This window comes from Tellurirhabdus rosea (assembly GCF_026278345.1).
In the GTDB taxonomy this organism is placed as follows: domain Bacteria; phylum Bacteroidota; class Bacteroidia; order Cytophagales; family Spirosomataceae; genus Tellurirhabdus; species Tellurirhabdus rosea.
The window spans coordinates 1601286-1624474 of record NZ_CP111085.1; the positions used below are offsets into that span (position 1 = coordinate 1601286).

The 23189-nt window shown below is 57.9% G+C and carries 20 protein-coding genes; 8 read left to right on the plus strand and 12 right to left on the minus strand.

Translation table 11 applies throughout. The features are described 5' to 3' along the window. Window positions 1-11: 11 nt before the first annotated feature. From ORG26_RS06695 to dnaA, 3 genes are all read right to left on the minus strand, one after another. Window positions 12-983, minus strand: coding sequence for a GNAT family N-acetyltransferase (locus ORG26_RS06695; RefSeq protein ID WP_266367861.1), 972 nt, complete (start codon window positions 981-983; stop codon window positions 12-14). Then, the gene (locus ORG26_RS06700) at window positions 980-1933 is read right to left on the minus strand and encodes a GNAT family N-acetyltransferase (RefSeq protein WP_266367862.1); all 954 of its coding nucleotides are present in this window, start codon (window positions 1931-1933) and stop codon (window positions 980-982) included. Before ORG26_RS06700 ends, ORG26_RS06695 begins: the two co-directional genes overlap by 4 nt. 87 nt (window positions 1934-2020) lie before the next feature. Continuing rightward, the gene (dnaA, locus tag ORG26_RS06705; RefSeq protein ID WP_266369338.1) at window positions 2021-3427 is read right to left on the minus strand and encodes a chromosomal replication initiator protein DnaA; all 1407 of its coding nucleotides are present in this window, start codon (window positions 3425-3427) and stop codon (window positions 2021-2023) included. Window positions 3428-3797: 370 nt separating this feature from the next. Here dnaA and ORG26_RS06710 point away from each other — a divergent pair, with 370 nt between their 5' ends. The 4 genes from ORG26_RS06710 (at window position 3798) to ORG26_RS06725 (ending at window position 10486) form a co-directional block, all read left to right on the plus strand. Beyond that, window positions 3798-5129, plus strand: coding sequence for a methylmalonyl-CoA mutase family protein (locus tag ORG26_RS06710; RefSeq protein WP_266367863.1), 1332 nt, complete (start codon window positions 3798-3800; stop codon window positions 5127-5129). 12 nt (window positions 5130-5141) lie between these two features. Next, the gene (gene scpA, locus ORG26_RS06715; RefSeq protein WP_266367864.1) at window positions 5142-7307 is read left to right on the plus strand and encodes a methylmalonyl-CoA mutase; all 2166 of its coding nucleotides are present in this window, start codon (window positions 5142-5144) and stop codon (window positions 7305-7307) included. A 199-nt stretch (window positions 7308-7506) separates the two neighbouring features. Then, entirely contained in the window at window positions 7507-9759 is a 2253-nt protein-coding gene (locus ORG26_RS06720) for a S41 family peptidase (protein ID WP_266367865.1), read from the plus strand. Window positions 9760-10150: 391 nt separating this feature from the next. Continuing rightward, on the plus strand, window positions 10151-10486 hold the full coding sequence (locus tag ORG26_RS06725) for a winged helix-turn-helix transcriptional regulator (RefSeq protein WP_266367866.1): 336 nt from the start codon (window positions 10151-10153) through the stop codon (window positions 10484-10486). A gap of 120 nt (window positions 10487-10606) precedes the next feature. Here the strand turns inward: ORG26_RS06725 and ORG26_RS06730 are convergent, their stop codons facing one another. Both ORG26_RS06730 and ORG26_RS06735 read right to left on the minus strand, forming a co-directional pair. Beyond that, window positions 10607-11419, minus strand: coding sequence for an outer membrane beta-barrel protein (locus ORG26_RS06730; RefSeq protein WP_266367867.1), 813 nt, complete (start codon window positions 11417-11419; stop codon window positions 10607-10609). A 111-nt stretch (window positions 11420-11530) separates the two neighbouring features. Further along, window positions 11531-12868, minus strand: a complete 1338-nt coding sequence (locus ORG26_RS06735; RefSeq protein WP_266367868.1) for an SGNH/GDSL hydrolase family protein — start codon at window positions 12866-12868, stop codon at window positions 11531-11533. A 273-nt stretch (window positions 12869-13141) separates the two neighbouring features. Here ORG26_RS06735 and lysM point away from each other — a divergent pair, with 273 nt between their 5' ends. The 3 genes from lysM (at window position 13142) to ORG26_RS06750 (ending at window position 15950) form a co-directional block, all read left to right on the plus strand. Beyond that, the gene (gene lysM / locus ORG26_RS06740; RefSeq protein WP_266367869.1) at window positions 13142-13615 is read left to right on the plus strand and encodes a peptidoglycan-binding protein LysM; all 474 of its coding nucleotides are present in this window, start codon (window positions 13142-13144) and stop codon (window positions 13613-13615) included. A gap of 244 nt (window positions 13616-13859) precedes the next feature. Further along, entirely contained in the window at window positions 13860-14855 is a 996-nt protein-coding gene (locus tag ORG26_RS06745) for a sensor histidine kinase (protein WP_266367870.1), read from the plus strand. Between the two features lie 36 nt (window positions 14856-14891). Further along, on the plus strand, window positions 14892-15950 hold the full coding sequence (locus tag ORG26_RS06750; protein ID WP_266367871.1) for a sensor histidine kinase: 1059 nt from the start codon (window positions 14892-14894) through the stop codon (window positions 15948-15950). Here ORG26_RS06750 and ORG26_RS06755 read toward each other — a convergent pair. From ORG26_RS06755 to ORG26_RS06770, 4 genes are read right to left on the minus strand one after another with little or no spacing between them, the layout of a single operon-like run. Further along, on the minus strand, window positions 15930-16739 hold the full coding sequence (locus ORG26_RS06755) for a tRNA threonylcarbamoyladenosine dehydratase (protein WP_266367872.1): 810 nt from the start codon (window positions 16737-16739) through the stop codon (window positions 15930-15932). The genes ORG26_RS06750 and ORG26_RS06755 overlap by 21 nt on opposite strands. An 11-nt stretch (window positions 16740-16750) precedes the next feature. Next, window positions 16751-17413, minus strand: a complete 663-nt coding sequence (locus ORG26_RS06760) for a TatD family hydrolase (protein ID WP_266367873.1) — start codon at window positions 17411-17413, stop codon at window positions 16751-16753. A 1-nt stretch (window position 17414) separates the two neighbouring features. Continuing rightward, entirely contained in the window at window positions 17415-17783 is a 369-nt protein-coding gene (locus ORG26_RS06765; RefSeq protein ID WP_266367874.1) for a VOC family protein, read from the minus strand. Window positions 17784-17802: 19 nt separating this feature from the next. Beyond that, window positions 17803-18675 carry a DNA/RNA non-specific endonuclease gene (locus ORG26_RS06770; protein WP_266367875.1) on the minus strand — a complete coding sequence of 291 codons (873 nt, stop codon included), beginning with the start codon at window positions 18673-18675 and terminating at the stop codon, window positions 17803-17805. Between the two features lie 110 nt (window positions 18676-18785). On the opposite strand from ORG26_RS06770, the gene ORG26_RS06775 reads away from it, so the two are divergent. Continuing rightward, window positions 18786-20684, plus strand: coding sequence for a tetratricopeptide repeat protein (locus ORG26_RS06775; RefSeq protein WP_266367877.1), 1899 nt, complete (start codon window positions 18786-18788; stop codon window positions 20682-20684). Between the two features lie 100 nt (window positions 20685-20784). On the opposite strand, the gene rny is transcribed toward ORG26_RS06775, so the two are convergent. The 3 genes from rny to ORG26_RS06790 all read right to left on the minus strand — a co-directional run bounded on the left by rny (window position 20785) and on the right by ORG26_RS06790 (window position 23176). Then, a complete protein-coding gene (rny, locus tag ORG26_RS06780) occupies window positions 20785-22353 on the minus strand; it encodes a ribonuclease Y (RefSeq protein ID WP_266367879.1) in 1569 nt (522 codons plus the stop codon). A 64-nt stretch (window positions 22354-22417) separates the two neighbouring features. Continuing rightward, a complete protein-coding gene (locus ORG26_RS06785; RefSeq protein WP_266367881.1) occupies window positions 22418-22708 on the minus strand; it encodes a cell division protein ZapA in 291 nt (96 codons plus the stop codon). Window positions 22709-22825: 117 nt separating this feature from the next. Then, a complete protein-coding gene (locus ORG26_RS06790) occupies window positions 22826-23176 on the minus strand; it encodes a hypothetical protein (RefSeq protein ID WP_266367883.1) in 351 nt (116 codons plus the stop codon). Between the last annotated feature and the right edge of the window lie 13 nt (window positions 23177-23189).

Here is a 23189-nt window from a genome sequence, read left to right on the forward strand (position 1 = left end):
TTACAGGCTGGCTAACTCCGTCGCAGCCGGGCCAGCAGACGGCCCACCGCCCAGGCTCCCCGCTCCCAGCGCACCTCCGAATACGGCCTAGTTTCGCCGCCGAAACTCCCGTAATACGCCTGCACCGTTTCGGCCCCTTCGGGCGGACTTTCAAAGTCAAATTCTGCGTCCTGCCCGGCGAACTCGCCAAAAACCCGGTTCAGCAGCCACAGCCGCCCCTGCTTTCGTCGCCCGACCGGACTCGCCCCGTTGAAAAGGTAGACGATCCGTCCGCCATCCCGGACAAACAGGCAGCCCGCCTCGCGTTGCCCGTCCAGTTCGGCAAACCAGAGGTCGGCCATGCCTCGTTTCTGCAGTTCGTCCACCGCCCGAACGAGCCGGTCGTACAGGGTCAGGTCCAGCCGCGCGTACTGCTGTGTGGCCCCCGCTTCGTTATGCGACCGGTGAAGCGCAATCAGCGCCCGCATGTCGGTACTGGCGGCCAGCGCCCAGCCCGTGTTGCGGGCTCGGTTGAGGTTTGTTTTCCGGTCGGTGGCAAACTGCTGCCGCAGCATTTGGTAAGGGCGATTCAGCGGAAGCACGTGATTTTCCCGGACCCGCCGCTTCAGATCGGAGGGAAAGCGGACGGTCGTTTCGTTATGTTCGTTGAAACGATAAGACATCACCCGCCCAAACCGGCTTTTCAGTTTGCTCAGAAAAGGGAGAAAGAGCGCTTCCACGGCCACGCCGGGCAGGCTGAAAATGCCCAGCTGCGGGCAGAAATCGGGCTGACGCACATACGCAATGCCGTATGCTCTCCGGAGCGGCACCGGCATCACGGCCCGGTATTCGCCCTGCTCCTCCACAACCAGACCGCACCATTCGGGTGCCACGGCATCGAGATACCACGAATAAGCGTAAAAAAGACGCTGCACCGACCCGGCCACGCAGGCATCCCAGCGCGCACTGTCGATCCGGTGGCGACGGAGGTATCGGACGTTCATGACCTGACCAGAAATCGGTGAATGCTTTTTTTACAGGCATGCAGCGCCCGAATGCCAGCCGGAAGCCGGTTGTAGCTCAGTCGTCCGAAGGGTTCGGCCACGGCGCCAAACTCCCGGTTAAACCGCGCCAGACTTTCGACTTCCGGGCTTTCAAAATCGAGCCATACCGCCCGACCGGCGTTTTCCCGAATCACCTGATCCAGCAGAACCATCCGGGCGTTTGCCCGTCGCCCGAGCGGACTGGCGGCGCAGAAGAGGTGAATGATGCGTCGCTCATCGTGCAGAAACAGGCTCCCCGCTTCGGGTTCGCCCCCGTAATGCGCCATTCGGATCTGGGCCATTCCCCTTTCCAGGCAGGCGTCGGTCAGTCGCCGCAGGATCTGCCCCGCTTGCGGGTCAATGCGGCCAATAGAAACGGTATTATGTTTTACAAACAAGTCAAAAAGCGGCCCAATGTGGTCGGTGGTGGTCATTTCCCAACCGGATAGCAGCCCGGCCTTGTTCAGGTGGTGGCGCCGTCCGCGGGAATATCCGTTTCGCAGGGCTTCGTAGGGCCGGTTCAGGTTCAGAATATGATTGGTCCGTGGAGTCAGGTCCGCCGCTAATTCCGCCGCATTACCGGCATGAAAAGGATAAGCTGGCACGTAGCGAAAATGCTGAGTAAGACAGATCAGAAATGGCTGAAGTTCGGCCGCATCCGGCGATTTTCCGTCGGCAAAGACGCCCAGTTGATGGCAAAAAAGCGGCTGCATCACCGCCTTCCAGCCGTAGCGTCGACGCAGGGGCAACGGCATGACGCTTTCGTAATCGCCCTTCACCAGACACGCCCAATCCGGCGAAACCGCGTCCAGATACCAGGAAAACGCATAGATAATCCGGTCCGGCGAGCCCGCCATACAACGGTCGTAAGCCAGCAGGTCAAGCGCCTCGCGCGCCACCAGACGAACCATGATGGAGTTGAGAGTTAAAAGTTATGAGTTATAAGTTGTTCACCGTAAAAACGAGCGCTGCCTCAACTCATAACTCTTAACTTATAACTATTTGAGTATGGCTTTGAGGCGGTCGACGACGTCGCGGGTCTGGGGGTCGTTGCCGGTCAGGTCGCTGATGGTCTGGATGGCGTGAATCACCGTGCTGTGGTCGCGGCCGCCGAAATGGTAGCCGATGGATTTCAGCGACAGCTCCGTTTTTTCCTTCGCCAGAAACATCGCAATCTGACGCGGATACACCAGTTCTTTCTTCCGACTTTTGCCTTTCAGGTCCGCCAGGGTCACTTTAAACATGTCGGCTACGGCCTCCTGCACCGAATCGACGGTTACTTCCTTGTCCGTATCGACAACGATGTTCCGCAGCACGTTCCGGGCCAGGTCGAGGTCGATATCGCGGCGGGTCAGCGAGGCCTGGGCCATCAGCGAGACAATCACGCCTTCCAGTTCACGGACGTTGGTGTTGATGCTGTGGGCAAGGTACTCGATGACGTTGTAATCGATGTAAACCCCCTCCGACTGGAGCTTTTTCTGAATAATGGCAATCCGCGTTTCGAGGTCCGGCTGCTGCAAATCCGCCGAAAGGCCCCATTTGAAACGCGACAGCAGCCGGTCCTGCAACCCCTGCAAGTCGCGCGGGGCTCGGTCGGAAGTCATGATGATCTGCTTGCCCGACTGGTGGAGGTGGTTGAAAATATGGAAAAACGTCTCCTGCGTCTTTTCTTTCCCCGCCAGAAACTGAATATCGTCGATAATCAGCACACCGACCTGCATGTAAAAGCTGCTGAAATCCCGCAGTGTGTCGGTACGGATGGCGTTGATGAACTGGTTGGTGAACTTCTCCGAGGAGACGTAGAGGACAAATTTATCCCGGTCGTTATTCTTGATGTAATTCCCGATGGCCTGCACCAGGTGCGTCTTGCCGAGTCCGACGCCGCCGTAGATCATCAGCGGGTTGAACGAGGTGACGCCCGGCCGCTGGGCCACGGCATATCCCGCCGAACGGCCAAGGCGGTTACAGTCGCCCTCCACAAAATTGTCGAAGGTGTAGGTGGCGTTGAGGTACGAATCGAGCTGGAGCGAGTCCAGATCCTTCATCTGGAACGGACTCTTGATGTCGGCGTCGATCTTGTCGGGCTTGGCCGTCTGCGGCGTTTTAGCGGGCGGCACGGCGTAGCCCATCGGCGGCTGGCGTTCGTCGCCCTGGTCTACGATGATGGAGTACAGCAGTTCACCCTCGGGGCCGAGGGCATAGTCGAGGGCTTTCCGCAGGTTATGGACATAGTTCTCCTCCAGCCATTCGTAGAAAAACTGGCTTGGCACCTGAATAGTCAGTTCCTTACCTTGCAGGCGCAGAGGAACAATCGGCTCGAACCAGGTTTTGAAGCTCTGTTCGGGAATGCTCTCCCTGATCACCTGCAGGCAGCGGTTCCAGACCGTCACGGCTTCGCGCTGAATGCTGGGAGATACGGGTACGTTCACGGTTACGGTAAAAAATTAACCTTTATGCTGTCTTTATGGCGAAAAAAGGTAACAAAAGTAGGAAAAAAACTACGTACGGCAAGCTATCCCGCCTTTCCGGAAAACTTAAAAGTACGGCGATTGCGGCGGTGTGTCAATACAGCATAATCAATCATTGAAATAATCCAACGAACCCCGCCGCACAGACTACCCGCCCGTACAGGTTGCTTTAAAAAGACCTAACTTTGTCAGAAACGGAATGATGGACTGGTTGATAGACGGATAGGTTGCAAGAGTGTCTGCCTGTTCAATCTATCTATCATTCAATAGATCAATCGTTCCGTCCGTCAATCATTCCACAATTCCCATGCCTATCCCAATCCCTTTCCCGTCTGTTTCTGCTGAGCAGTGGAAGGCGCAGATTCTGAAGGACCTGAAAGGCAAAGCCTACGAAACGCTGCGCTGGGCTACGCCCGAGGGCTTTGTGCTGGAACCGTTTTATACGGCCGAAGACCTGGAAACGCTCCCGCTCGAAACCATCCAGAACGCCCAGAAAACGTCCGGAGGCTGGCTCAACACCCCGCCGTTCACCGTTCGGGATGACCGGGAAACCAACACCCGCCTGCGGCGGGCCGCCAGCCGGGGAGCCGATGCCCTGCTGCTGACCCTGCCAAACACACCCACCGACCTGACCCGGCTCCTCGACGGGCTGAAACTCAGCGATACGCCCGTTTTCTTCCGCGTCACGGACGGCAGCCGGGCGGATGTTCTGCTGGAAAAGCTGGTGCGGATTGCGCCCTACCAGCTCAAAGGCGGGCTGCTGATCGACCCCGTTTACAACCACTTTGCCCATGCGATTTCCGTCGGAGAAAATTACGAAGCCCTCGCGGAAGCGACCCGCCGGGCCGCCGGGTTCCCACAATTCCGGACGATCAGCGTGCAGAGTCAGGGTTTCCACCATGCCGGGGCGACCATCACGCAGGAACTGGCCTTTACGCTGGCCGCGCTCGCCGAGCAGTACGACCACCTGACCGATGCGGGTCTGGAGGCGGCTCAGCTCTTTTCGAAAACCATCGTTTCGGTATCCGTCGGGACCAGCTTTTTTCCGGAAATCGCCAAACTGAGGGCGCTGCGGTTGCTGCTTCAACGTTTTCAGGCGGCCTGGGGCGTGGCGCCTCAGCCGGTCTTCGTGCACGCGCAGACCTCCCCGTTTTATTATGCCGCTGTCGAACCGTACACCAACCTCCTCCGGGCAACAACGGAAGCGATGGCGGCCGTCATCGGCGGCTGCGATGCCCTGACGGTCCATCCGCACGATGCGGCGCTGAACCCCGCGTCGCCATCAGCCGAAGCGCAGGAATTTTCGGACCGGATAGCCCGGAACATTTCCATTCTGCTGAAAGACGAATCCCATCTGGGCCGGGTTGCCGACCCTGCAGCCGGCGCCTACGCCCTGGAGCAACTGACGCATCAGCTGGCGGAGCAGGCCTGGGCGCTGTTTCTGGACATGGAAAACCGGGGTGGCCTGACCGCGGCCCTGCCGACCATCCGGGAAGAACTGGCCCGCTCCTACGCAGCCAAAGTGGAAGCCCTCCGCACGGGCCGCGTGATGGTGGGAGTCAATAAATATCGGGCCGAGGAGACGGATGCGGCGGCGAATCCCGAAGTCGGCCCCCGGCTGGCGAGTGAATTTGAATAAGAACGCTGACGTATGAAACCAGACTTTTCATCCATACAACCCACTCCTGCCTCCCCGACGGGCAATCAAACGGACGGACGGACGTTTGTCACCGCGGAAGGCATAAAATTGAAGCCGGTTTATACCGCCGCCGATATTCAGAACGCGGCGCATCTGGGTTCAGCAGCCGGGCTTCCGCCTTTCCTGCGCGGGCCGTACAGTTCCATGTACGTTTCCCAGCCGTGGACCATCCGGCAGTACGCCGGTTTCTCGACCGCCGAGGAATCCAACGCCTTCTACCGCCGGAACCTCGCCGCCGGGCAGAAGGGCCTTTCCGTCGCGTTCGATCTGGCGACCCACCGGGGTTACGATTCCGACCACCCGCGGGTAGTCGGCGACGTCGGGAAAGCGGGCGTGGCCATTGATTCGGTGGAAGACATGAAGATTCTCTTCGGCGGGATTCCGCTGGACCAGATGTCGGTTTCGATGACCATGAACGGGGCGGTGATTCCGGTGATGGCGTTTTACATCGTGGCGGCCGAAGAACAGGGCGTCGGACCGGAACAGCTTTCGGGCACCATCCAGAACGACATCCTGAAGGAGTTTATGGTGCGGAACACCTACATTTACCCGCCCGAGCCTTCCATGCGCATCATCGGGGATATTTTTGCGTACACCAGCCGCTACATGCCGAAGTTCAACTCCATCAGCATCAGCGGCTACCACATGCACGAAGCGGGTGCCCCGGCCCAGCTCGAACTCGCCTACACCCTCGCCGACGGGCTCGAATACATCCGCACCGGCCTGCGGGCGGGCATGTCCATCGACGAATTCGCCCCCCGGCTGTCGTTTTTCTGGGGCATCGGCATGAATCATTTCATGGAAATTGCCAAAATGCGGGCGGCGCGGGTCCTATGGGCTACGCTCGTCCAGTCTTTTGACCCGAAAAACCCGAAATCGCTGGCCCTGCGGACGCACTGCCAGACCTCCGGCTACAGCCTCACCGAGCAGGACCCGTTCAACAACGTCGCCCGGACGTGCATTGAGGCGCTGGCGGCCGTGCTCGGCGGCACGCAGAGTCTGCACACCAATTCGCTGGACGAAGCCATCGCCCTGCCCACCGACTTTTCGGCCCGCATCGCCCGAAACACGCAGTTGTACCTCCAGCACGAAACGGACGTCACGCGGCTGGTGGACCCCTGGGGCGGCTCGTACTATGTGGAATCCCTGACGAACGAGCTCATTCAGAAAGCCTGGGACCTGATTCAGGAGGTGGAAAGCCTCGGCGGCATGACCAAAGCCATCGAAACCGGCCTGCCCAAGCTGCGCATCGAAGAAGCCGCCGCCCGCAAACAGGCGCGCATCGACGGGGGGAAAGACGTCATTGTGGGCGTCAATCAATACCGGGCCGACTCCGCCCCCGACATCGAACTGCTGGAAGTAGACAACCAGGCCGTGCGGGAGGCGCAGATCGCCCGTTTAAACCGCATCAAGGCCGAACGAAATTCCGAAAAGGTGGAAGCCGCGCTAACCCGACTGACCGAAGCGGCCCTGAACCCCGGCGGCACAACGGAAAACGGACAACAGAAAACAGAAAACCTGCTGGCCCTTGCCATCGAGGCGGCCCGCCACCGGGCCACGCTGGGCGAAATTTCGGACGCAATGGAAAAAGCATTTGGCCGGCACAAGGCGACCATCCGGTCCGTGTCGGGCATTTATTCTGCCGAAGTGTCGGATGACGAAAACTTCCGTCTGGCCCGCGAAATGGCCGACCGCTTTGCCGAGGGCGAAGGCCGTCGCCCGCGCATTCTGGTGGCCAAGATGGGGCAGGATGGGCACGACCGGGGCGCGAAGGTAATTGCCACGAGCTTCGCCGATCTGGGCTTCGACGTGGACATGGGTCCGCTGTTCCAGACGCCGGAGGAGGTAGCCCGGCAGGCCGCCGAGAACGACGTGCACATCGTGGGTGTATCGAGTCTGGCGGCGGGACACAAAACGCTCGTGCCGCAGCTGATTGACGAACTCAAACGCATCGGTCGGGAGGATATTCTGGTCATTGCCGGGGGCGTGATTCCGGCGCAAGATTACCAGTACCTGTACGATGCCGGTGTCCGGGGCGTGTTTGGCCCCGGTACGGTAATTTCGGTCGCGGCGCAGAAGATTCTAGGGGAGCTGATGCAGGAGGTGGACCGGTCCTAGTCTACTCGTCCATGCAGACGAGCGAAGGGGACGGGTAGGTCAGCCGCACGCTTGATAAAAGTAAAGCCAGTAACAGATGCGCTTCAAAAAAATCTGATGGTTTTCTGCTGAAGATAATCTTTTTTAGGGGCGCACAACCTCGAACCTCTAAACAGGGTCCGGGAGGAGTATGTCAATCCTAACCCGTTTTCCCCGCTCCATGAAATTACTTCGCTGGCTCCTCTGCCTCCTGCCCTTTGCCGGGATGGCCCAAACCCCTTCCAACCTGGATTTTGAGCGCCTGGACCCCGCCACCCGACAGCCCGCCGGCTGGTCGTCGTTTGGCTCGGAAGGGTATGCGGTCGGGGCGGACTCCCTCGTGCGGCACGGCGGCCGCTACTCCTTCCGGATTCAGTCCATCGCCGACAACAAAGACCAGGCCTTCAAAGCCTGCGGGCTGACGATTCCCGCCCGCTACGCCGGAAAAGAGATTGAACTGACCGGATTTGTGAAGACCCAGGACCTTGCCAGCGGCTGGGCGGGCCTCTGGATGCGCATCGACGGAACCAACCGGACCCTGGAATTCGACAATATGGAGAGCCGCGGCATCAAGGGCACGACCGACTGGACCCAGTATTCGGTCAAACTCCGGCTGCCCGACGATGCCGAGCGCATTACGTTCGGCGGGCTGCTGAGCGGACCCGGTACGGCCTGGTTCGACGATCTTACCGTCCGCGTCAGCGGCGAGGAGCTGGCCGTTGCCAGGCTCAAAAAAGTGGTCACGGCGAAGGCCAAACTGGATTCCAGCTTCCGGCGTGGCTCGGGCATCGAGCTTTTTCAGCTCAAGCCGCAGCAGATTGAGAATCTGGCCGTGCTGGGCCGCGTCTGGGGCTTTCTGAAATACCACCACCCGGCGGTCGCGGAGGGAAACTACAATTGGGACTACGAACTGTTCCGGGTAATGCCGAAGGTGCTCAATGCCCGGTCCGCCGCCGATCGCAGCGCGGTGCTTTCCACCTGGATTCAGAATCTGGGGCCTCTGCCAAAGGGCAAACAGACCGATACGACAGGCCAGAAAAACGCCTTCCGGAAACCCGACCTGCGCTGGCTCAACAACCGGACGCTGTTTACCGAAGCCCTCAGCCGCCAGTTGAACCAGGTCTACCAGAACCGCAACCGCGCCAGCCATTATTATCTGGCGATGGAATCTAACGTCGGTAACCCGTCGTTCCGGAACGAAGACGCCTACGGCAACATGGCGTTCAGCGACGGCGGCCTCCGAATGCTGAGCCTTTTCCGGTACTGGAATATCATCGAATACTTTTTTCCGTACAAACACCTGATTCAGGAAGACTGGAATGCCGTTCTGACCGAATTCATTCCCCGGCTCGCCGACTGCACCGATTCGCAGCAGTACATCCTGACCAACCTGCAACTGATTGCCCGCATTCACGATACCCACGCCAACATCTGGGGTCGCCAGCCGGACCTGGAACGCTGGCGTGGGGTTTTTCTGGCGCCGGTTCAGGTTCGGTTTGTGGAAAATCAGGCGGTCGTGACGGGGTATTATCACGATTCGGCGGGGCGGGCGTCGGGGCTGCGAGTCGGCGACGTCATCCGCAGCATCGACGGGAAGCCGGTGGCGGACTGGGTCCGCGAAAAAACGCCGTATTACCCCGCCTCCAACCACCCCACCCGCCTGCGCGACATGGCCCGCGACCTGCTGCGCGGCCCGCTCGACTCGGTGAGTCTCGCCGGGGAACGGGACGGCAAGCCGTTTTCAACCAGAATCAAACGCTACGGCCGCGGCGAACTGGCGCTGAATTACAACCTCGACTCGGGCACCTACCCGCAGGACAGCAGTTACCGGATGCTGCCCGACTCCATCGGCTTTATTTACCCCGCCAAGTATCAGAACAAACAGCTGCCCGCCATTAAGAAAGCCTTCAAAAACGCGAAGGGAATTATTATCGACCTGCGCTGCTACCCCTCTGACTTTATGGTGTTTACCTTCGGCAGTTTCCTTCACATGGCGCCTACGCCATTTGTCAAATTCACCGGAGGGGACGTCAGCAATCCCGGGCTGTTTACATGGAGCAAGGAACTGAACGTAGGCTCGCGGGGCGGCGAGCATTTTCCGGGCAAAGTGGTCGTGCTCATCAACGAAGCGACCCAGAGCCAGGCCGAATACACCACGATGGCTTTCCGGGGCGCGCCAAACGTGACCGTCATCGGCAGCCAGACGGCCGGAGCCGACGGCAATGTGTCGCCGTTTACCCTGCCCGGAGGCCTGTCGACGATGATTTCGGGCATTGGGGTTTATTATCCGGACGGGCGGGAAACCCAGCGCATCGGCATTGTTCCGGATCTGGAAGTGAGGCCAACGATCCGGGGCATCCGGGAAGGCCGGGACGAACTGCTGGAGAAAGCCATTGAACTCATCAAAAAATCGCCGGTGGCCGAAACCCGGTAAGTTCCCCGCCATCCGGCTTGCCATGCCGAATACTGCCTCGCTACCAGTATTCGGCATTTTTGTTTACCAAATTGCCGCGAATTTCCCGTTCAATAAAGAAACGGCGATAAATCTTAGCAAAAGCAGGCTCTGGGTAATTGTACTCAAACTCTGTACCCGGCTTTTGGTTATTAAGATACCTTTTCAGGAACCTTTATTCTTCAAGTGCCAGCTATCCAATCGCCTACTTCCCTTGAAATCAGGTACCTACATTAAAAAGGAAGAATTGTTTTAAAATGATTTTGTAATCGGTATGAAAACTTTGATTACAAAAAATTACTTTTGTTGGATGCACTGCATAATGGCCTACTAATCAGACAGTTACCCACCAAGAGGTAAGTATAGAAAAAGAATGACCGAGGATACGAACGCGAACGAGACGAATGTGATTGCTACTCAACTGATAATCAAGCGAGCCGTAGAAATCATCTGCGGTAAATGGCGTTTGACCATTATCCATTTGCTGCGTCAGGAAAAGCTGCGCTATAACGAAATCAAAAGGCTGATTCCGGAAATTAGTGAAAAAGTACTGGTTCATGAACTGCGGCAACTGGTCGAGCTGGGCCTGCTGACCAAGCAGTCGTTTAACGAGATGCCGCCGCGGGTAGAATATATGTTGACCGATAAAGGCCGGAAGATTTTGCCCGTTATCGACCTGCTTCGGGAAGTCGGCCCGGAATTTATGTAAGCTTCTGAAAGTTTCCCGCAGATTCCCGCCGAGGAAAGGCCGATTGTCGCAGACATTGAACATTATCTGCGAAAATCGGCGGGAAAAATCAGCGAAAATCTGCGAGAAACAGCACCTCCTTTACTTCACATTAAACAATCGGTAGCTCAGCGATACCGTCCCGATGCCGAGGAACCCGGAAATGTTATTGTCTTTGTAAACCCCGCCGACCGGCACGGCATACCGCAGATCCACCTCCAGGTTCGGAATGATGCTCGTCCCGACGCCCAGTTCGAGGGCGTACGTGAAATCCTTCACTTCCAGAATACCCGCTTCCCGCCTGCTCAGCAGGTTGGTCGTTTCGCTCCGCTCCGGAATTTCTACCTCCGGAAAACCGATATTCTGATTGGCATTGATGCGTCCGCTGGTGGTGCGGCTCGCTTCCGACTTCTGCACGAACAGGAAGTTGGGCCCCGCATAGCCACGGATTTTGCCGTTGTTCCAGCGTTTCCCGATCAGAATGGGCACGTTGATCGATTCCAGCGCCGATTCGGAGGTGGCGTTGAGGGTAGCAAACACCAGACCCGGTGCCACCGAAACCGGCAGCGCCCGCAAAAGCGAAGCGTTGGCATTGACGTCGATCTGCGCCACGGCCGTTTTCTGCTTCAGCAGGAAGGTGTTGTAGCCCACTTCGGCCTGCACAAAGAACTTGTCAAAATTCTTGCGGGCCCAGATCGCGGCCGAATACCCCAGCCCGATGCCGTTGCTTTTGTTGTTCAGTTCGGGCGTCGAAACGACATCCGTTACCCGCTGGGGAGGCACGTTGGTAAAGCCGTGCGTAAACGTGCCGCCGCCCCGGACACCAAACTCCAGCGAAGGAATTTCCTGCGCCTGCGCCGCGCCGCCCACCAGGAGCGACACCGCCAGCGCTGCGGTATAAATCAGTTTTTTCATGATGATTTCTGTTAAGTTGAAGGTTTAAAGTTTAAGGTTTATCGTTGCTCCGCCTCAATCAGAACTTATAAAGAGGCAGAGCCACATTAAAACCTTCATCTTTAAATCCCCTTACTGCGCCTGCAGCAGAACCCGGTTGAAGGTGCTGGTGTTCAGCAGCGGCAGCGTCGATTTGTATTTGGTGTTGATGCCTTTGATGATTTCGTTCGCGATGAGGGCGTAGCCGGCCGGGGTCAGGTGAATGCCGTCGAGGCTGACGGCCCCGCCCTGGATGAACGACAGGTTGTACGTCACACCATCCTGAAGATACCCGCCCGTTTGCCCCAACTGGGTCAGGACCTGGTTGGGATCGACAAACACGAGCCCCTTGGCTTCAGCCTGCTGTTTCATCAGGTTGTTGAATTCGGTCAGGCGGTTGAAAGCGGCCGCGGCTTCGTCGGAGTCCAGCACAAATTGCGTGGGCAGCGGATTCGTTGCCGACAGCCCGTACGGGCCCTGCCCGGTTCCGGCCGTGGTGGTGCCGATTTTAAGGTATTCCAGCGCATTGGGCAGCATCAGGAGGTCGCCATCCCGCGAGGCACGCGGACCGGCGGCCGTTTGAATGACCAGCGCCGGAATGACCGGAGTACCCGCCGGGCGCGAGGCATTGAGCTGGGCGAGCAGCAGCGGAATGGTGATCGTCCGGAAGTACGGAGCCGCCGCCGTGTTCGGAATGCCGACGACGACGCCCTTGCGGTTGTTTTCCGTCAGTTTGTTGAGCAGGGCCGTGTAGTTGGTGGTAAACACGGCGGAGGTCGTCATGGCGTTCACCCCGCCCGAGGTGGTATAGCCCAGCACGTCGTTGTTGCCCATCCAGCAGGTGAAGAACGTGGCCCCGTTCAGGTTGTCGCCGACGTAGTCCAGGTATGTCCGGGTGGAGGCTGTACCGGGCAGCAGGCGCTCGAAATACGGGTTGCCCTGGGCGGAGCCGTAACCCGGCGACAGGACATCGGACATCCGGATGCCCGGGACACCGAGGTTATTGTTGGCCCCGGTGAATTTGGAATACAGCGGTCGGCCGTTGACCGTCGTCCGGACCGCCCCGGGGGCAATCTGGCGCAGGGAGGTCAGCAGTTCGACGGGTGACTGCGGCAGCCGGATCAGCCGGACGTAGCCCGAGCCGTTGGCCGAATCCGCCGAAAACAGCGGCTGCACAAACGTCCCGCCGCCGACGAGTCCAAACTGCTTCGCCAGCATGTTCGGGTATGAATTTAACTGACTCTCGCGATACAGACCGCCGTCGGCAAAACCGGCAGTCAGGGAGTTTCCAACGGCTACATATTTTGTAAAATCGGCCTCGCCCCGCACCGGAGCCGGGCCGAGATTGTCATCATCCTCCTGAGTACAGGAAGTAACCCCCACGACGGTCAGGAGCAGAAGTCCCCACCGTATCCGTTCAAACCATTTCATAAAGTGTTGTTGAATTGTAGAAAAAAGTATTTCTGGATAACTAACCGTAAAACTAACCTCCCCGCTGCGATTTCCCTAAAACCCGATTCAAGTTTTGCCGGATTCGGGCGGCCCCATTTTGTTACCCTACACACGACTCTGGTAAACAACGAGTTAACCGCACAAAGCTATTCGTTAACTAAGGATAAAATTCCGTTCGAAACAGTTGCAATCCTTACGGGGTTTGCTTTTTTGCACAACGTAAAAGTTAATCAACCTCATCCAACGCACATTATGGGATTACTCAATTTTTTCAAAGGAGTCGGTGAAAAAGTTTTCGGCAAGGAGCACGAAGCCCCGGCCGCGGGCGCCCCGGCAGCGCCCGACGTCGAGCCGCTGAAAGCCGGCGCTCTGCTGAAACACGTGCAGGGCCTCGGACTACAGTTCAAGAAACTGACCGTAAAAACGGCCGGCGACAAGGTGATTCTGGAAGGAGAGGTCGCCCGGCAGGAAGATGCCGAGAAAATTGCGCTCGCCGTCGGAAACGTCGAAGGCGTGCACCAGGTCGATAACCGCCTGCAGGTGGAGGCGCCGGAACCGGAGGCCAAATTCCACGAGGTCAAATCCGGCGACACGCTATCGAAAATCGCCAAGGAAGTGTACGGCGACCCGATGAAGTACGGCATCATCTTCGAAGCCAACAAACCGATGCTGAAAGACCCGGACAAAATCTACCCCGGCCAGATTCTGCGCATTCCACAATTGTAAGCACGGGTACGCACCAGCCGGAGGTCCGGCTGGTGCTTTTCCTGTAAACGCCGGGTTTACTCCTTTGACATCCGGGTTACTACCTTTTATCTATTGACTATAGACTTTTCCGGGACTATTTCGGAACTTAGAGGACTGAAATATGTCCATGAATTTCGTCAGTAGGGTGCAGGAAAGGCAGTTATTGAACAACCGTGCGGTGGCCCTGGAAGGATGGTTTCCCATTCTGAGCGCCCCGTTTTTTATGGCTACCATTAACTACTTCCTGCTCGGTTCGCGCTATTTCGCCGAAATCCGGGTTTTCCTGACCGGAACCCTGCTGGCCGCGGCGTTCTACCTGCCGTTGGTCTGGCTGCTGAAAAAAGCCCTTCCTCCCGTTTGCAACCGGCTTCCCGACGTCGGACAGACCCCGCTCCGGCTGGCGGCCATGCTGGTCACTTCGCTGGCGATCACCGGACTTTTTCTGGTGGCGGCCCTCCTCGTCGCCCGCCGCATTCCGGTCCCGGGTATCCGCCTGGAAACCGACACCCTCAGTTCGGTGCTGCTGCTCTGCTTTATTTTCTGTCTCCTGTTCTGTCTGGTGCAGACCTGGTTTCATACCCTTTCGCGCTGGAACCAGCACAGCATCGACAATGCCCGTCTGCGGAAAATCGCCCTGCAAAGCCAGCTGGAAGTGCTGAAAACGCAGGTAAATCCGCATTTTCTGTTCAACTCGCTGAATTCGCTCTCTTCCCTGATCAGCGAAGACCCCGGGCGGGCCGAAAGGTTTGTGGATGAACTGTCGAAGGTGTACCGCTACCTCCTGCAAACCAACGAGGGCGAACTCACGACGCTGGCGACCGAACTGCGCTTCATTCAATCGTACTTTTATCTGCTGCAAACCCGCCACGGCGCTTCCCTGAACCTGACCGTCGACATCGATCCGGGCTGGCTGGACTACCGCCTGCCGCCGCTGACGCTGCAACTGCTGGTGGAGAACGCCGTCAAGCACAATGTCATCACCCAGCGCCAGCCGCTGTACATCACCATCGGCACCTCCCCGGAAAACCGGCTGATGGTCCGCAATACGCGCCGCCCCAAATCCGTCCGGATGGCTTCGACGCGGGTCGGGCTGAGTAATCTGGCGGCCAAATACCGCCTGCAGAACCAGCCGGAGCCGGAGGTGATCGAAGGCGAGCAGTATTTTGACGTGCTGGTTCCGCTGATCCCGGTGGAGCAGCCTGCCGCCGAAACCGTTTAATTAACCACACCCCGTAACGTATCCGGTCCGTCCGCCATGCAATCGCCCCTAACGACCTCATACCGCATCAGCAGCTGGAGCAAATGGAACTTTCTGCTGCTTTTTCCGTGGTTCATGCCCCTGATTACGTACCTGCTGCTGGGTCCGGTCTACTTCAGCGATGCCGGTACCTTCGTTGGGGCTACCCTGCTGAACGTCAGCATCGGCTGCCTGTGCATCCTGACGCTGGATTACCTGACGTTTAGAGTGATGCAGCAGTTTCCGAGCCTGCCCGAAACACCCCAGCGGGCTTTTTCGCTGCTGCTGGTGTACATGGTGGTCACGCCGGTTTTCATCCTGGGTCCGATCTGGATGTACGGGCACTTTCACCTTTTCGGTTATACCCACGACCCGGCTCCGGTTTCCAAAATTCTGCTGGTCAACCTGGTGGCGAACCTGGTTTCGGTCGGGGCCTTCGAGAGCTCGTACAGCATGGCCAAATGGGAAGAGGGCATTCGGGAAGAAGAACAACTCCGGAAAACCGAATTGCAGAACCAGTTCGAAAACCTGAAAAATCAGGTGAATCCGCATTTTCTGTTCAACTCGCTGAACTCCCTTTCTTCGCTCATCAGCGACGAGCCGCAGCAGGCCGAGCAGTTTGTCAACGAACTGTCGAAGGTGTACCGCTACCTGCTGCAAACCAACGAACGCGAACTGACCACCCTGCAGGCCGAGATGACTTTCATCGGCTCCTACGTTCACCTGCTGCAAACCCGGCACGGACAGGGTCTCCACCTCGAAGCGACGCTGGACAAGTGTCTGGAACAGCACCGCCTGCCGCCGCTGACGCTGCAACTGCTGGTCGAGAACGCCGTCAAGCACAACGTCATTCAGGCGGGCAAACCGCTGAAAGTCCAGATTCAGACCACGCCGGACCAGCGGCTGCTCGTGCGGAACACCATCCGCCGGAAAACCATCCGGGTCGTCTCCAACCATGTCGGGCTGAACAACATCGCGGCCAAATACCGGCTGCTGGCCCAGTCGGACATTGACGTGCAGGACGACGGCGAGACCTTTACCGTCACGGTGCCGCTCCTAAAGCCCCTCAGTGAGTGAGTGCGGTTTCTTTTTGGCCGGTTTCTTTTTCCGGATAACGGTCGGGCGCTTCAGCAGCTCGACCGGCTCGCCCAGCAGTTCGCGGATGACCACCGAGGCACACACGCCGCCGAAAGCCGCGGGGAGGTAAGAAATTGTTCCGTACGCCGAGCGTTTGAAGTTGCTGCCGTCGGTCATGATGAGGGATTCTTTGCGGACCTGTTCAATGGAAAACACGGCTTTGATGCCCGCTTTCACGTCCAGTTTTTTCAGCCGTTTGCGAACGTACTGCGCCATCACGCATTCGTAGGTGTCGAACAGTTCGGTTACCCGCAGCTGTGTCGGGTCGAGTTTGCCGCCCGCGCCCATCGACGACACGATCCGGCAGCCCTGTTTGTAGGCCGTTTCGAGCAGCGTCAATTTGGGCGTAATGCTGTCGATGCAGTCCATGACGTAATCGTAAGGCCCTTCGGTCAGCAGTTCGCGGACTTTTTCCGGGGTGAGAAATGCCTTGACGACGCGGAGTTGTAGTTCCGGGTTGATCGCCAGCAGGCGTTCGGCCATGAGGTCGGCTTTCGACTGGCCGTGGGTCGTGGCCAGGGCCGGAAGCTGGCGGTTGCGGTTGCTGGGATCGACCACGTCGCCATCCACGATGGTCATTCGGCCGACGCCCGCCCGGGCGATAAATTCAGCGGCAAAGGAGCCGACGCCACCCAGTCCAACCACCAGCACGTGAGCGGCGGTGAGGCGGTCGAGGCCCGGGTCGCCCACCAGCAGCTGCGTGCGGGAGAGCCAGGAACGGTCTTGCATGTTCGGTACAGTTACGGTTTTCGGTTAAATACCTCCGCAAAAGTACGGCCAATCTGTTGAATTAGTTCATCCTCGGCAATGCCGAGAATCCCGGCGGCGGCCCGGTAAACCTCCCGGATAGACAGGGGCGCATCGTCTGTTTCGAGCAAAAGTCGGTCGGGCGGCATTTCCCGCAGTGTGTTGGCCGCGCCGGAGTCCGGGGTGAGCAGCGCCGCTCCCAGCGAAAGGTAACAGCCGCTTTGCAGCAACTGCCGGGCCGTTTCGGGTTTATTGACAAACCCATGAATAATCCAGGGCGTAGCGGGCCGGAGGGCTTTCCGCAGGTACAGCAATTCGGAAAAACAGCGTACGCAGTGGATGATGACGGGCTTTTGCCGTTCTTCCGCCAGCCGGACCTGTGCGGTAAAGGCTTCGGTCTGGTGGTGTAACGAAGGCCCCCGGAGGCGGTCGAGGCCGCATTCACCCAGCGCCAGCACCTCCGGTTTCAGGAGCCCCTGCCCCACCAGCCGTAACTGGTCTTCCAGCCGCTCCGGTTCCAGATTCCACGGATGGATGCCGACCGAAAGGGCCGGATGCGGGCAGGGGCCGGGGTCCGGTTCCTGAATCGGCAGGTTATACACCGAAAAAACCGACGGTTCGGGTTCAGCGCGGTGCGTGTGCGCGTCCGTCAGCAAGCTACTCGGCCTTGAAATGCGGGTTTTCGATGATTCCCAGGACGTTCCCGAACGGGTCCTGCACGGTGGCTACTTTAATGCCTTCGCCCACCTCCTGAATTTCGTCCTGAGCCGTTGCGCCCTGTTCGAGCAGGTGGTTCCAGGCGTTTTCAATGGACGGGACGCCCCAGTAAGTGATGGTGCTGCCCGGTGCCGGGGTCGCGTTCGGGTCGAGGCCCAGTTCGTAACCGCCGACCGAAAAGCCCACGTAAAACGGCTCGTCGAAATAAGGCTGAATGCCGAGGGCGCGGGTGTACCAGTTCTTCGTCTGTTCCAGATCCGGAGCAGCGTAGACCACGGTCCGAAGCCCCAGAAAAGCAGTTGTTGCCATAGTTGTTTCTGATGAAATGCTAATTAACGGTATACTTCCGGTTTTTTATCACCTTTTGTACGTCCGAAGGCACATTATCCAGAAAATGCAGGCCCGTCAGCCGTTCGAGGTCCGCGACGGTGACGATGTAGCTATGCCACGGCCGGTCGGCTGCCGCCTGGGTATTGGGCATATTGACGGCCAGAACGCGGGTGTCGGCCGTAACCCGCTCGTTGTCTACCGTCCCGACCGGCAACACCACCGCCACCTTCCAGAGCGAAGCGGGAACCGTGATTTTGCCCCCGGCGATGGACTGGGCGCGGCCATTGGACCCTTCGCCGCCTACGCCCTGCGTCCCGGCAATGATGTACAGCTCGTTGCCTTCCTGGGCCAGCTTCCGGCAATATTCTTCCAGTTCACGCCAGACCTCCCGGTTGTTTCTGGGCGCCTGCGGCACAATGTTGGTCATCAGAAAGGTGCTTTGGTTGTCTCCCGCGGAGGCATCCCGGTCGTCGGACGGGCAGAGGTGGCCGCGGTCGAAGCCGGTGTTGGTGTAGTCGGCGGGCCGGGCGGCGTACCAGCCGGAAGGCAGGCCCGTATCGGGTCGGAAATCGTCGGTGCGCGGGCTGCTGCCCTTCCAGGCGCTGCTCAGGTGCCAGCTCACCCAGTTGGCAATGCCTTTCTCCCGGTTGTAAGACAGCGTATAGCCCGGCTTGACCAGCAGGTAGTTGTTGGGATCGGAGGCCGCGGCCTGGCTGGGGTTGCCCATCGTCAGACTTTCGTCCCGGGTGGCGGGTCCGCCGGTGGTCGGGACTTTGCCGGACCGCGGGCTGATGGATGGGCCGCACGACAGGACGACAAGGGTCCAGAAAAGAACCAGAAACTGAGAATGGCGGCGGAGATAATTTTGCATGGATTTTACTGATAATCTTCCCAATTTTACGAAAAAGCGTCCGTGTCTTGTTACCAAAAAACCGTGACGGTATCTTAAAGTTGAACATTCTTTTTGCCTGATCAGTACCTATGGCTAAAAAAAGTCCTAAGACACCCACGCAAAAGCCGGCAGTCCGCCCTACCCCCGCCGTTTCGAACCCGGTCCGTACCGGCCCGCTGACCCAGCCTGTACGCGTCAAATCCTCGGCTCCGCCAACGGCCCTGGACCCGCGTCCCCTGTCGCCGCTCTGGGGCGTCCTGATTGGTGCAATCGGTTTTGCGCTATACATCAACACCTTCAATCACGGACTGGCGCTGGACGACATTGCTGCCATTACGCAGAACCTGTTTGTGCAGAAAGGCATTGAAGGCATTCCCGATTTGCTCCGGACCGAGTTCTGGCACTTCAGCAATATTTCGCTGGGGTACTACCGCCCGCTGGCGCTGATCACTTTCGCGCTGGAAAAAGAGTTTTTCAACGCGGACCCGCATCTGAGTCACATCATCAACGCGGTGCTGTACGGGCTGACGGGCTTTTTTCTGGTTCTGCTGTTGCAGAAATGGCTGCCGGGCCGCACGGTTTTCACCGCCCTGATTGCCCTGCTGTTCATGGCGCACCCCATCCATACGGAGGTGGTCGCCAACATTAAGAGCCGGGACGAAATGCTGAGCTTCCTGTTCATGACGCTCGTGCTGTATTCGCACTGGCGGTATCTGGAAACGAAGGACAGGAGTTGGATCGTAATGGCCGCGGTCTGGATGTATCTGACGTACCTTTCCAAAGAATCGTCGCTGGTGGGGCTGGGGCTGATCGCCATTATGCAGTACACCTTTGCCCGCCGCTCCATCTGGGAATCGGTGCTGAGTATCTGGCCGTATCTGCTGGTTACGGCGCTCTTCTTCTGGCAGAAAAAAATCATGATCGGCACGCTCAGCGGTGCTCCTCCGGTCGACTGGGCCAACTACCCGTACGCGCTCGAAAAGACGAAATTCCTGACCACGTTCAAGTTTTTTGCGCATTACCTGCGGCTGCTGGTCGTACCTTATCACCTGTCTTACGATTACTCCTACAACGTCATTCCCTCCGGTCGGCCGGGCGACTGGCTGACACTGGCGGGCCTGGCTTCGTTTGTCGGGCTGGCGTGGCTGGCCATCCGGGGCTTTTTCCGCCGGACCGTCTGGGGCTTTGGGCTGGCCTGGATGTTCATCGCCATGACCCCGGGCCTGGGCTTCGTCCTTTTGCGGGGCGGGATTCTGGCCGAACGTTTCCTGTACTCGCCGGTCCTGGGCTTCGTAATCGCCGCCCTCGCCGGTCTGGACCTGCTTCTGAAAACCCGTCTGAATCTGTCCGACGAACTGCCCGTCATGAAGCGTTATGGCGTGCTGGTCGGCCTCTCGGTGGTGGTGACGGCTCTGTTCAGCTTCCGGACCATCACCCGGAACGAGGACTGGAAAGATAATTTTACGCTGTTCAACAGCGGACTCGAATACGCCGACAACAGTTGTCAGGTGCATCGGCACGTGGCGAACGAGTGGATTAATAAGTGTCAGGAGGAGAAGAATCCGGGCAGGAAGCGGGAGTATTTCAACAAGGCGGTGTACCACCTGCGCCGCTCGACGGAGATTTACCCGAATTTCGGTGAAGCGTACTTTTCACTGGCCTACGCCTACCAGAAGCTGATTCCGAACCGGGATTCGGCCATTTATTTCTACAAACAGACCATCCGGACCTCTTCGGCCTATGCTCCGGCCTACAACAATCTGGGCGTGATGTACCAGGAAGCCCGCCGTTACCATCTGGCGTCGCATTATTTCTTCCTGTCCACGCAGGTCAACCCGGCTTATCAGGACGGCCGAAACAACTACGAGAACCTCAAAAAACAGCTGAAACTCGACGTCCAGATCCTGCCCGACAGCCTGAAAGCCGAAGGCGTCCAGGCGATCATGGGCATGCCGTCCGGGCCGCTGGTGCAGCTTCCCAAGTTTTAAATGACTGAATGGCTAAATGACTGAATGACTGATTGGCTTCGCAAATTCTACCTCGGCGAAGCTAATCAGTCATTCAGTCATTTAGCCATTCAGTCATTCCTTACTTCGCATACGCGACCGACCGCATCTCCCGGATGACCGTTACTTTGATCTGGCCGGGGTACTGCATTTCTTTTTCGATCTTCTGCGAGATGTCAAACGAGAGCGTGTTCGCTTTTTCGTCCGTTACGCTGTCGGCATCGACCATCACGCGGAGTTCGCGACCGGCCTGGATGGCGTAGCACTTGGTTACACCGGGGAAGCTGGTGGCAAGGTCTTCGAGTTCCTTCAGGCGCTTGATGTACGACTCCATCATCTCGCGCCGGGCGCCCGGTCGTGAACCGGAAATGGCGTCACAAACCTGCACCAGCGGCGAAATCATGGTCGTCATCTCGATCTCGTCGTGGTGCGCGCCGATGGCGTTGCAGACGTCCGGATGCTCCTTGTATTTCTTGGCGAGTTCCATCCCGAGAATGGCGTGCGGCAGTTCGGCCTCTTCGTGCCATACCTTACCGATGTCGTGCAGCAGACCGGCACGTTTGGCCATTTTGGCGTTCAGACCCAGTTCGGCAGCCATCGTGGCGCAGAGCTTGGCTACTTCGCGGGAGTGCTGGAGCAGGTTTTGCCCGTAGGACGAACGAAAACGCATGCGGCCGACCATCTTGATCAGTTCGGGATGCAGTCCGTGGATACCCAGGTCGATCACCGTCCGTTCACCGATTTCCACGATTTCGTCCTCGATGTTCTTGCGGGTTTTGGCGACCACTTCTTCGATCCGGGCAGGGTGAATCCGGCCATCCTGAACGAGGCGGTGCAGCGACAGGCGCGCGATCTCGCGGCGAACGGGGTCAAAACCCGAAATGATGATGGCTTCCGGCGTATCGTCCACGATGATTTCAACGCCCGTAGCAGCTTCCAGCGCCCGGATGTTCCGGCCTTCGCGACCGATGACCTTCCCTTTGATGTCGTCCGATTCAATGTTGAACACCGATACGCAGTTTTCGATGGCGTGTTCGGCGGCCGTCCGCTGGATGGTTTCGATAACGACTTTTTTGGCTTCCTTGGTCGCGGTCAGCTTCGCCTCTTCGACGATGCTCTTCACGTAGGAGGAGGCGCGGGATTCGGCTTCGGCTTTCAGGGCGTCCACAAGCTGTTCACGGGCCTGGTCGGCGGTCAGACTGGCGATTTTTTCCAGCGCTTCCACCTGTTGCTGGCGCATGCGCTCGGCTTCTTCGCGGCGTCGGCCAATCGAATCCTGCTGTTGCTGTAGTTGTTGCTTCAGTTGGTCGAGTTCCTGTTCACGGCGCTTCTGCTGGTCGCCCATCTGCTGAAGCTGCTGTTCCCGTTGTTTAAGCTTGTTTTCGTTCGTAATCAGGATATTCTTCTTCTTGTTGGCCTCTTCTTCAAACTCCATCTTGAGTTTGAGATATTTCTCCTTGGCCTCCAGAATCCGGTCTTTTTTAATTGTCTCGGCCGACTGTTCTGCATTTTTTATGATTTCAGCCGCCCGGGCTTCCGCTTCCTGCTCGCGCTTGGTGAACAGGCGGCCCAGAAGCTTTCTGCCAATATAAATGCCGACCCCCAGGGCCAGCAGGTCAGACAGAAGCATGACCCAAAAATTTGCCTCCATTTCCTTATTCGTTTGTGTGAAACATAGGGTTACCACAGACGAATCGAATGCCGACCGTGAAGCGTCAATGCGGCAGAACCGGGCTTACCAGCCGGTCCACCCGCGTCAGGCGTTCTGCTACCATTTTCTGTAATTCATTGGCATAGTCCTCTCCCTTTAGCCGGGCGACCACACTCTCCAGAGCAACCAGCGACAAGATGGAATGGTCTTCGTGCCAGCCGTTTTCGCGGTGTATTTTCATGCGTTCGTTGACAATCCGGGCGGCTTCGCGGAGGTAAAATTCTTCCTCCGCCGGTACCCTGACCGGATATTCACGCCCCGCAATGCGAATGGTTATGGAAAGCGGTTCACCCATTATACTTTGGCTATTGGTGTCAGGAAGCCCGCAGTCCCCTAGTGCGGTTCTCAAGGCGTCCGTTATTCCGACAGCTAAGCGGCGGATTGAAATGATAATCCGTTGCCCGGCTGTTGTTTATGTCAAATTACCCAGGTAGGCAATACACCGGTCGATTTCGTCGATGTATACCGTCAATTGTTGCTTCAACTCGGCAATCGTCGCTGTGTCGTTACGATTGTCACTTACAATTTTACTAAAATTTGTTGATTTTGAAAAAGATGACGGAATTGCCGCCGCTTTTTCCACTTTTTTCTGCAATTGGCGAATTTCCTGCTGCTGTTGCTGCAGGGTATTGTTCAGCCGTTCGTTCTCCGCCTGGAGCTGGCCCATGACACTCCGGGCAGCCTGCAGTTCACCCACCAGCCGGGCAATTTTATTTTCCAGAAAATCAAACTGGGAAAAAATCGGGTAGTTGCCTGGTCCCATGGTTGTACGGCGG

Coding starts and splice junctions, on each gene's coding strand:
- ORG26_RS06695 (WP_266367861.1), bottom strand. CDS start 983: ATGAACGTCCGATACCTCCGTCGCCACCGGATCGACAGTGCGCGCTGG.
- ORG26_RS06700 (WP_266367862.1), bottom strand. CDS start 1,933: ATGGTTCGTCTGGTGGCGCGCGAGGCGCTTGACCTGCTGGCTTACGAC.
- ORG26_RS06710 (WP_266367863.1), top strand. CDS start 3,798: ATGCCTATCCCAATCCCTTTCCCGTCTGTTTCTGCTGAGCAGTGGAAG.
- scpA (WP_266367864.1), top strand. CDS start 5,142: ATGAAACCAGACTTTTCATCCATACAACCCACTCCTGCCTCCCCGACG.
- ORG26_RS06720 (WP_266367865.1), top strand. CDS start 7,507: ATGAAATTACTTCGCTGGCTCCTCTGCCTCCTGCCCTTTGCCGGGATG.
- ORG26_RS06725 (WP_266367866.1), top strand. CDS start 10,151: ATGACCGAGGATACGAACGCGAACGAGACGAATGTGATTGCTACTCAA.
- ORG26_RS06730 (WP_266367867.1), bottom strand. CDS start 11,419: ATGAAAAAACTGATTTATACCGCAGCGCTGGCGGTGTCGCTCCTGGTG.
- ORG26_RS06735 (WP_266367868.1), bottom strand. CDS start 12,868: ATGAAATGGTTTGAACGGATACGGTGGGGACTTCTGCTCCTGACCGTC.
- lysM (WP_266367869.1), top strand. CDS start 13,142: ATGGGATTACTCAATTTTTTCAAAGGAGTCGGTGAAAAAGTTTTCGGC.
- ORG26_RS06745 (WP_266367870.1), top strand. CDS start 13,860: ATGGCTACCATTAACTACTTCCTGCTCGGTTCGCGCTATTTCGCCGAA.
- ORG26_RS06750 (WP_266367871.1), top strand. CDS start 14,892: ATGCAATCGCCCCTAACGACCTCATACCGCATCAGCAGCTGGAGCAAA.
- ORG26_RS06755 (WP_266367872.1), bottom strand. CDS start 16,739: ATGCAAGACCGTTCCTGGCTCTCCCGCACGCAGCTGCTGGTGGGCGAC.
- ORG26_RS06765 (WP_266367874.1), bottom strand. CDS start 17,783: ATGGCAACAACTGCTTTTCTGGGGCTTCGGACCGTGGTCTACGCTGCT.
- ORG26_RS06770 (WP_266367875.1), bottom strand. CDS start 18,675: ATGCAAAATTATCTCCGCCGCCATTCTCAGTTTCTGGTTCTTTTCTGG.
- ORG26_RS06775 (WP_266367877.1), top strand. CDS start 18,786: ATGGCTAAAAAAAGTCCTAAGACACCCACGCAAAAGCCGGCAGTCCGC.
- rny (WP_266367879.1), bottom strand. CDS start 22,353: ATGGAGGCAAATTTTTGGGTCATGCTTCTGTCTGACCTGCTGGCCCTG.
- ORG26_RS06785 (WP_266367881.1), bottom strand. CDS start 22,708: ATGGGTGAACCGCTTTCCATAACCATTCGCATTGCGGGGCGTGAATAT.
- ORG26_RS06790 (WP_266367883.1), bottom strand. CDS start 23,176: ATGGGACCAGGCAACTACCCGATTTTTTCCCAGTTTGATTTTCTGGAA.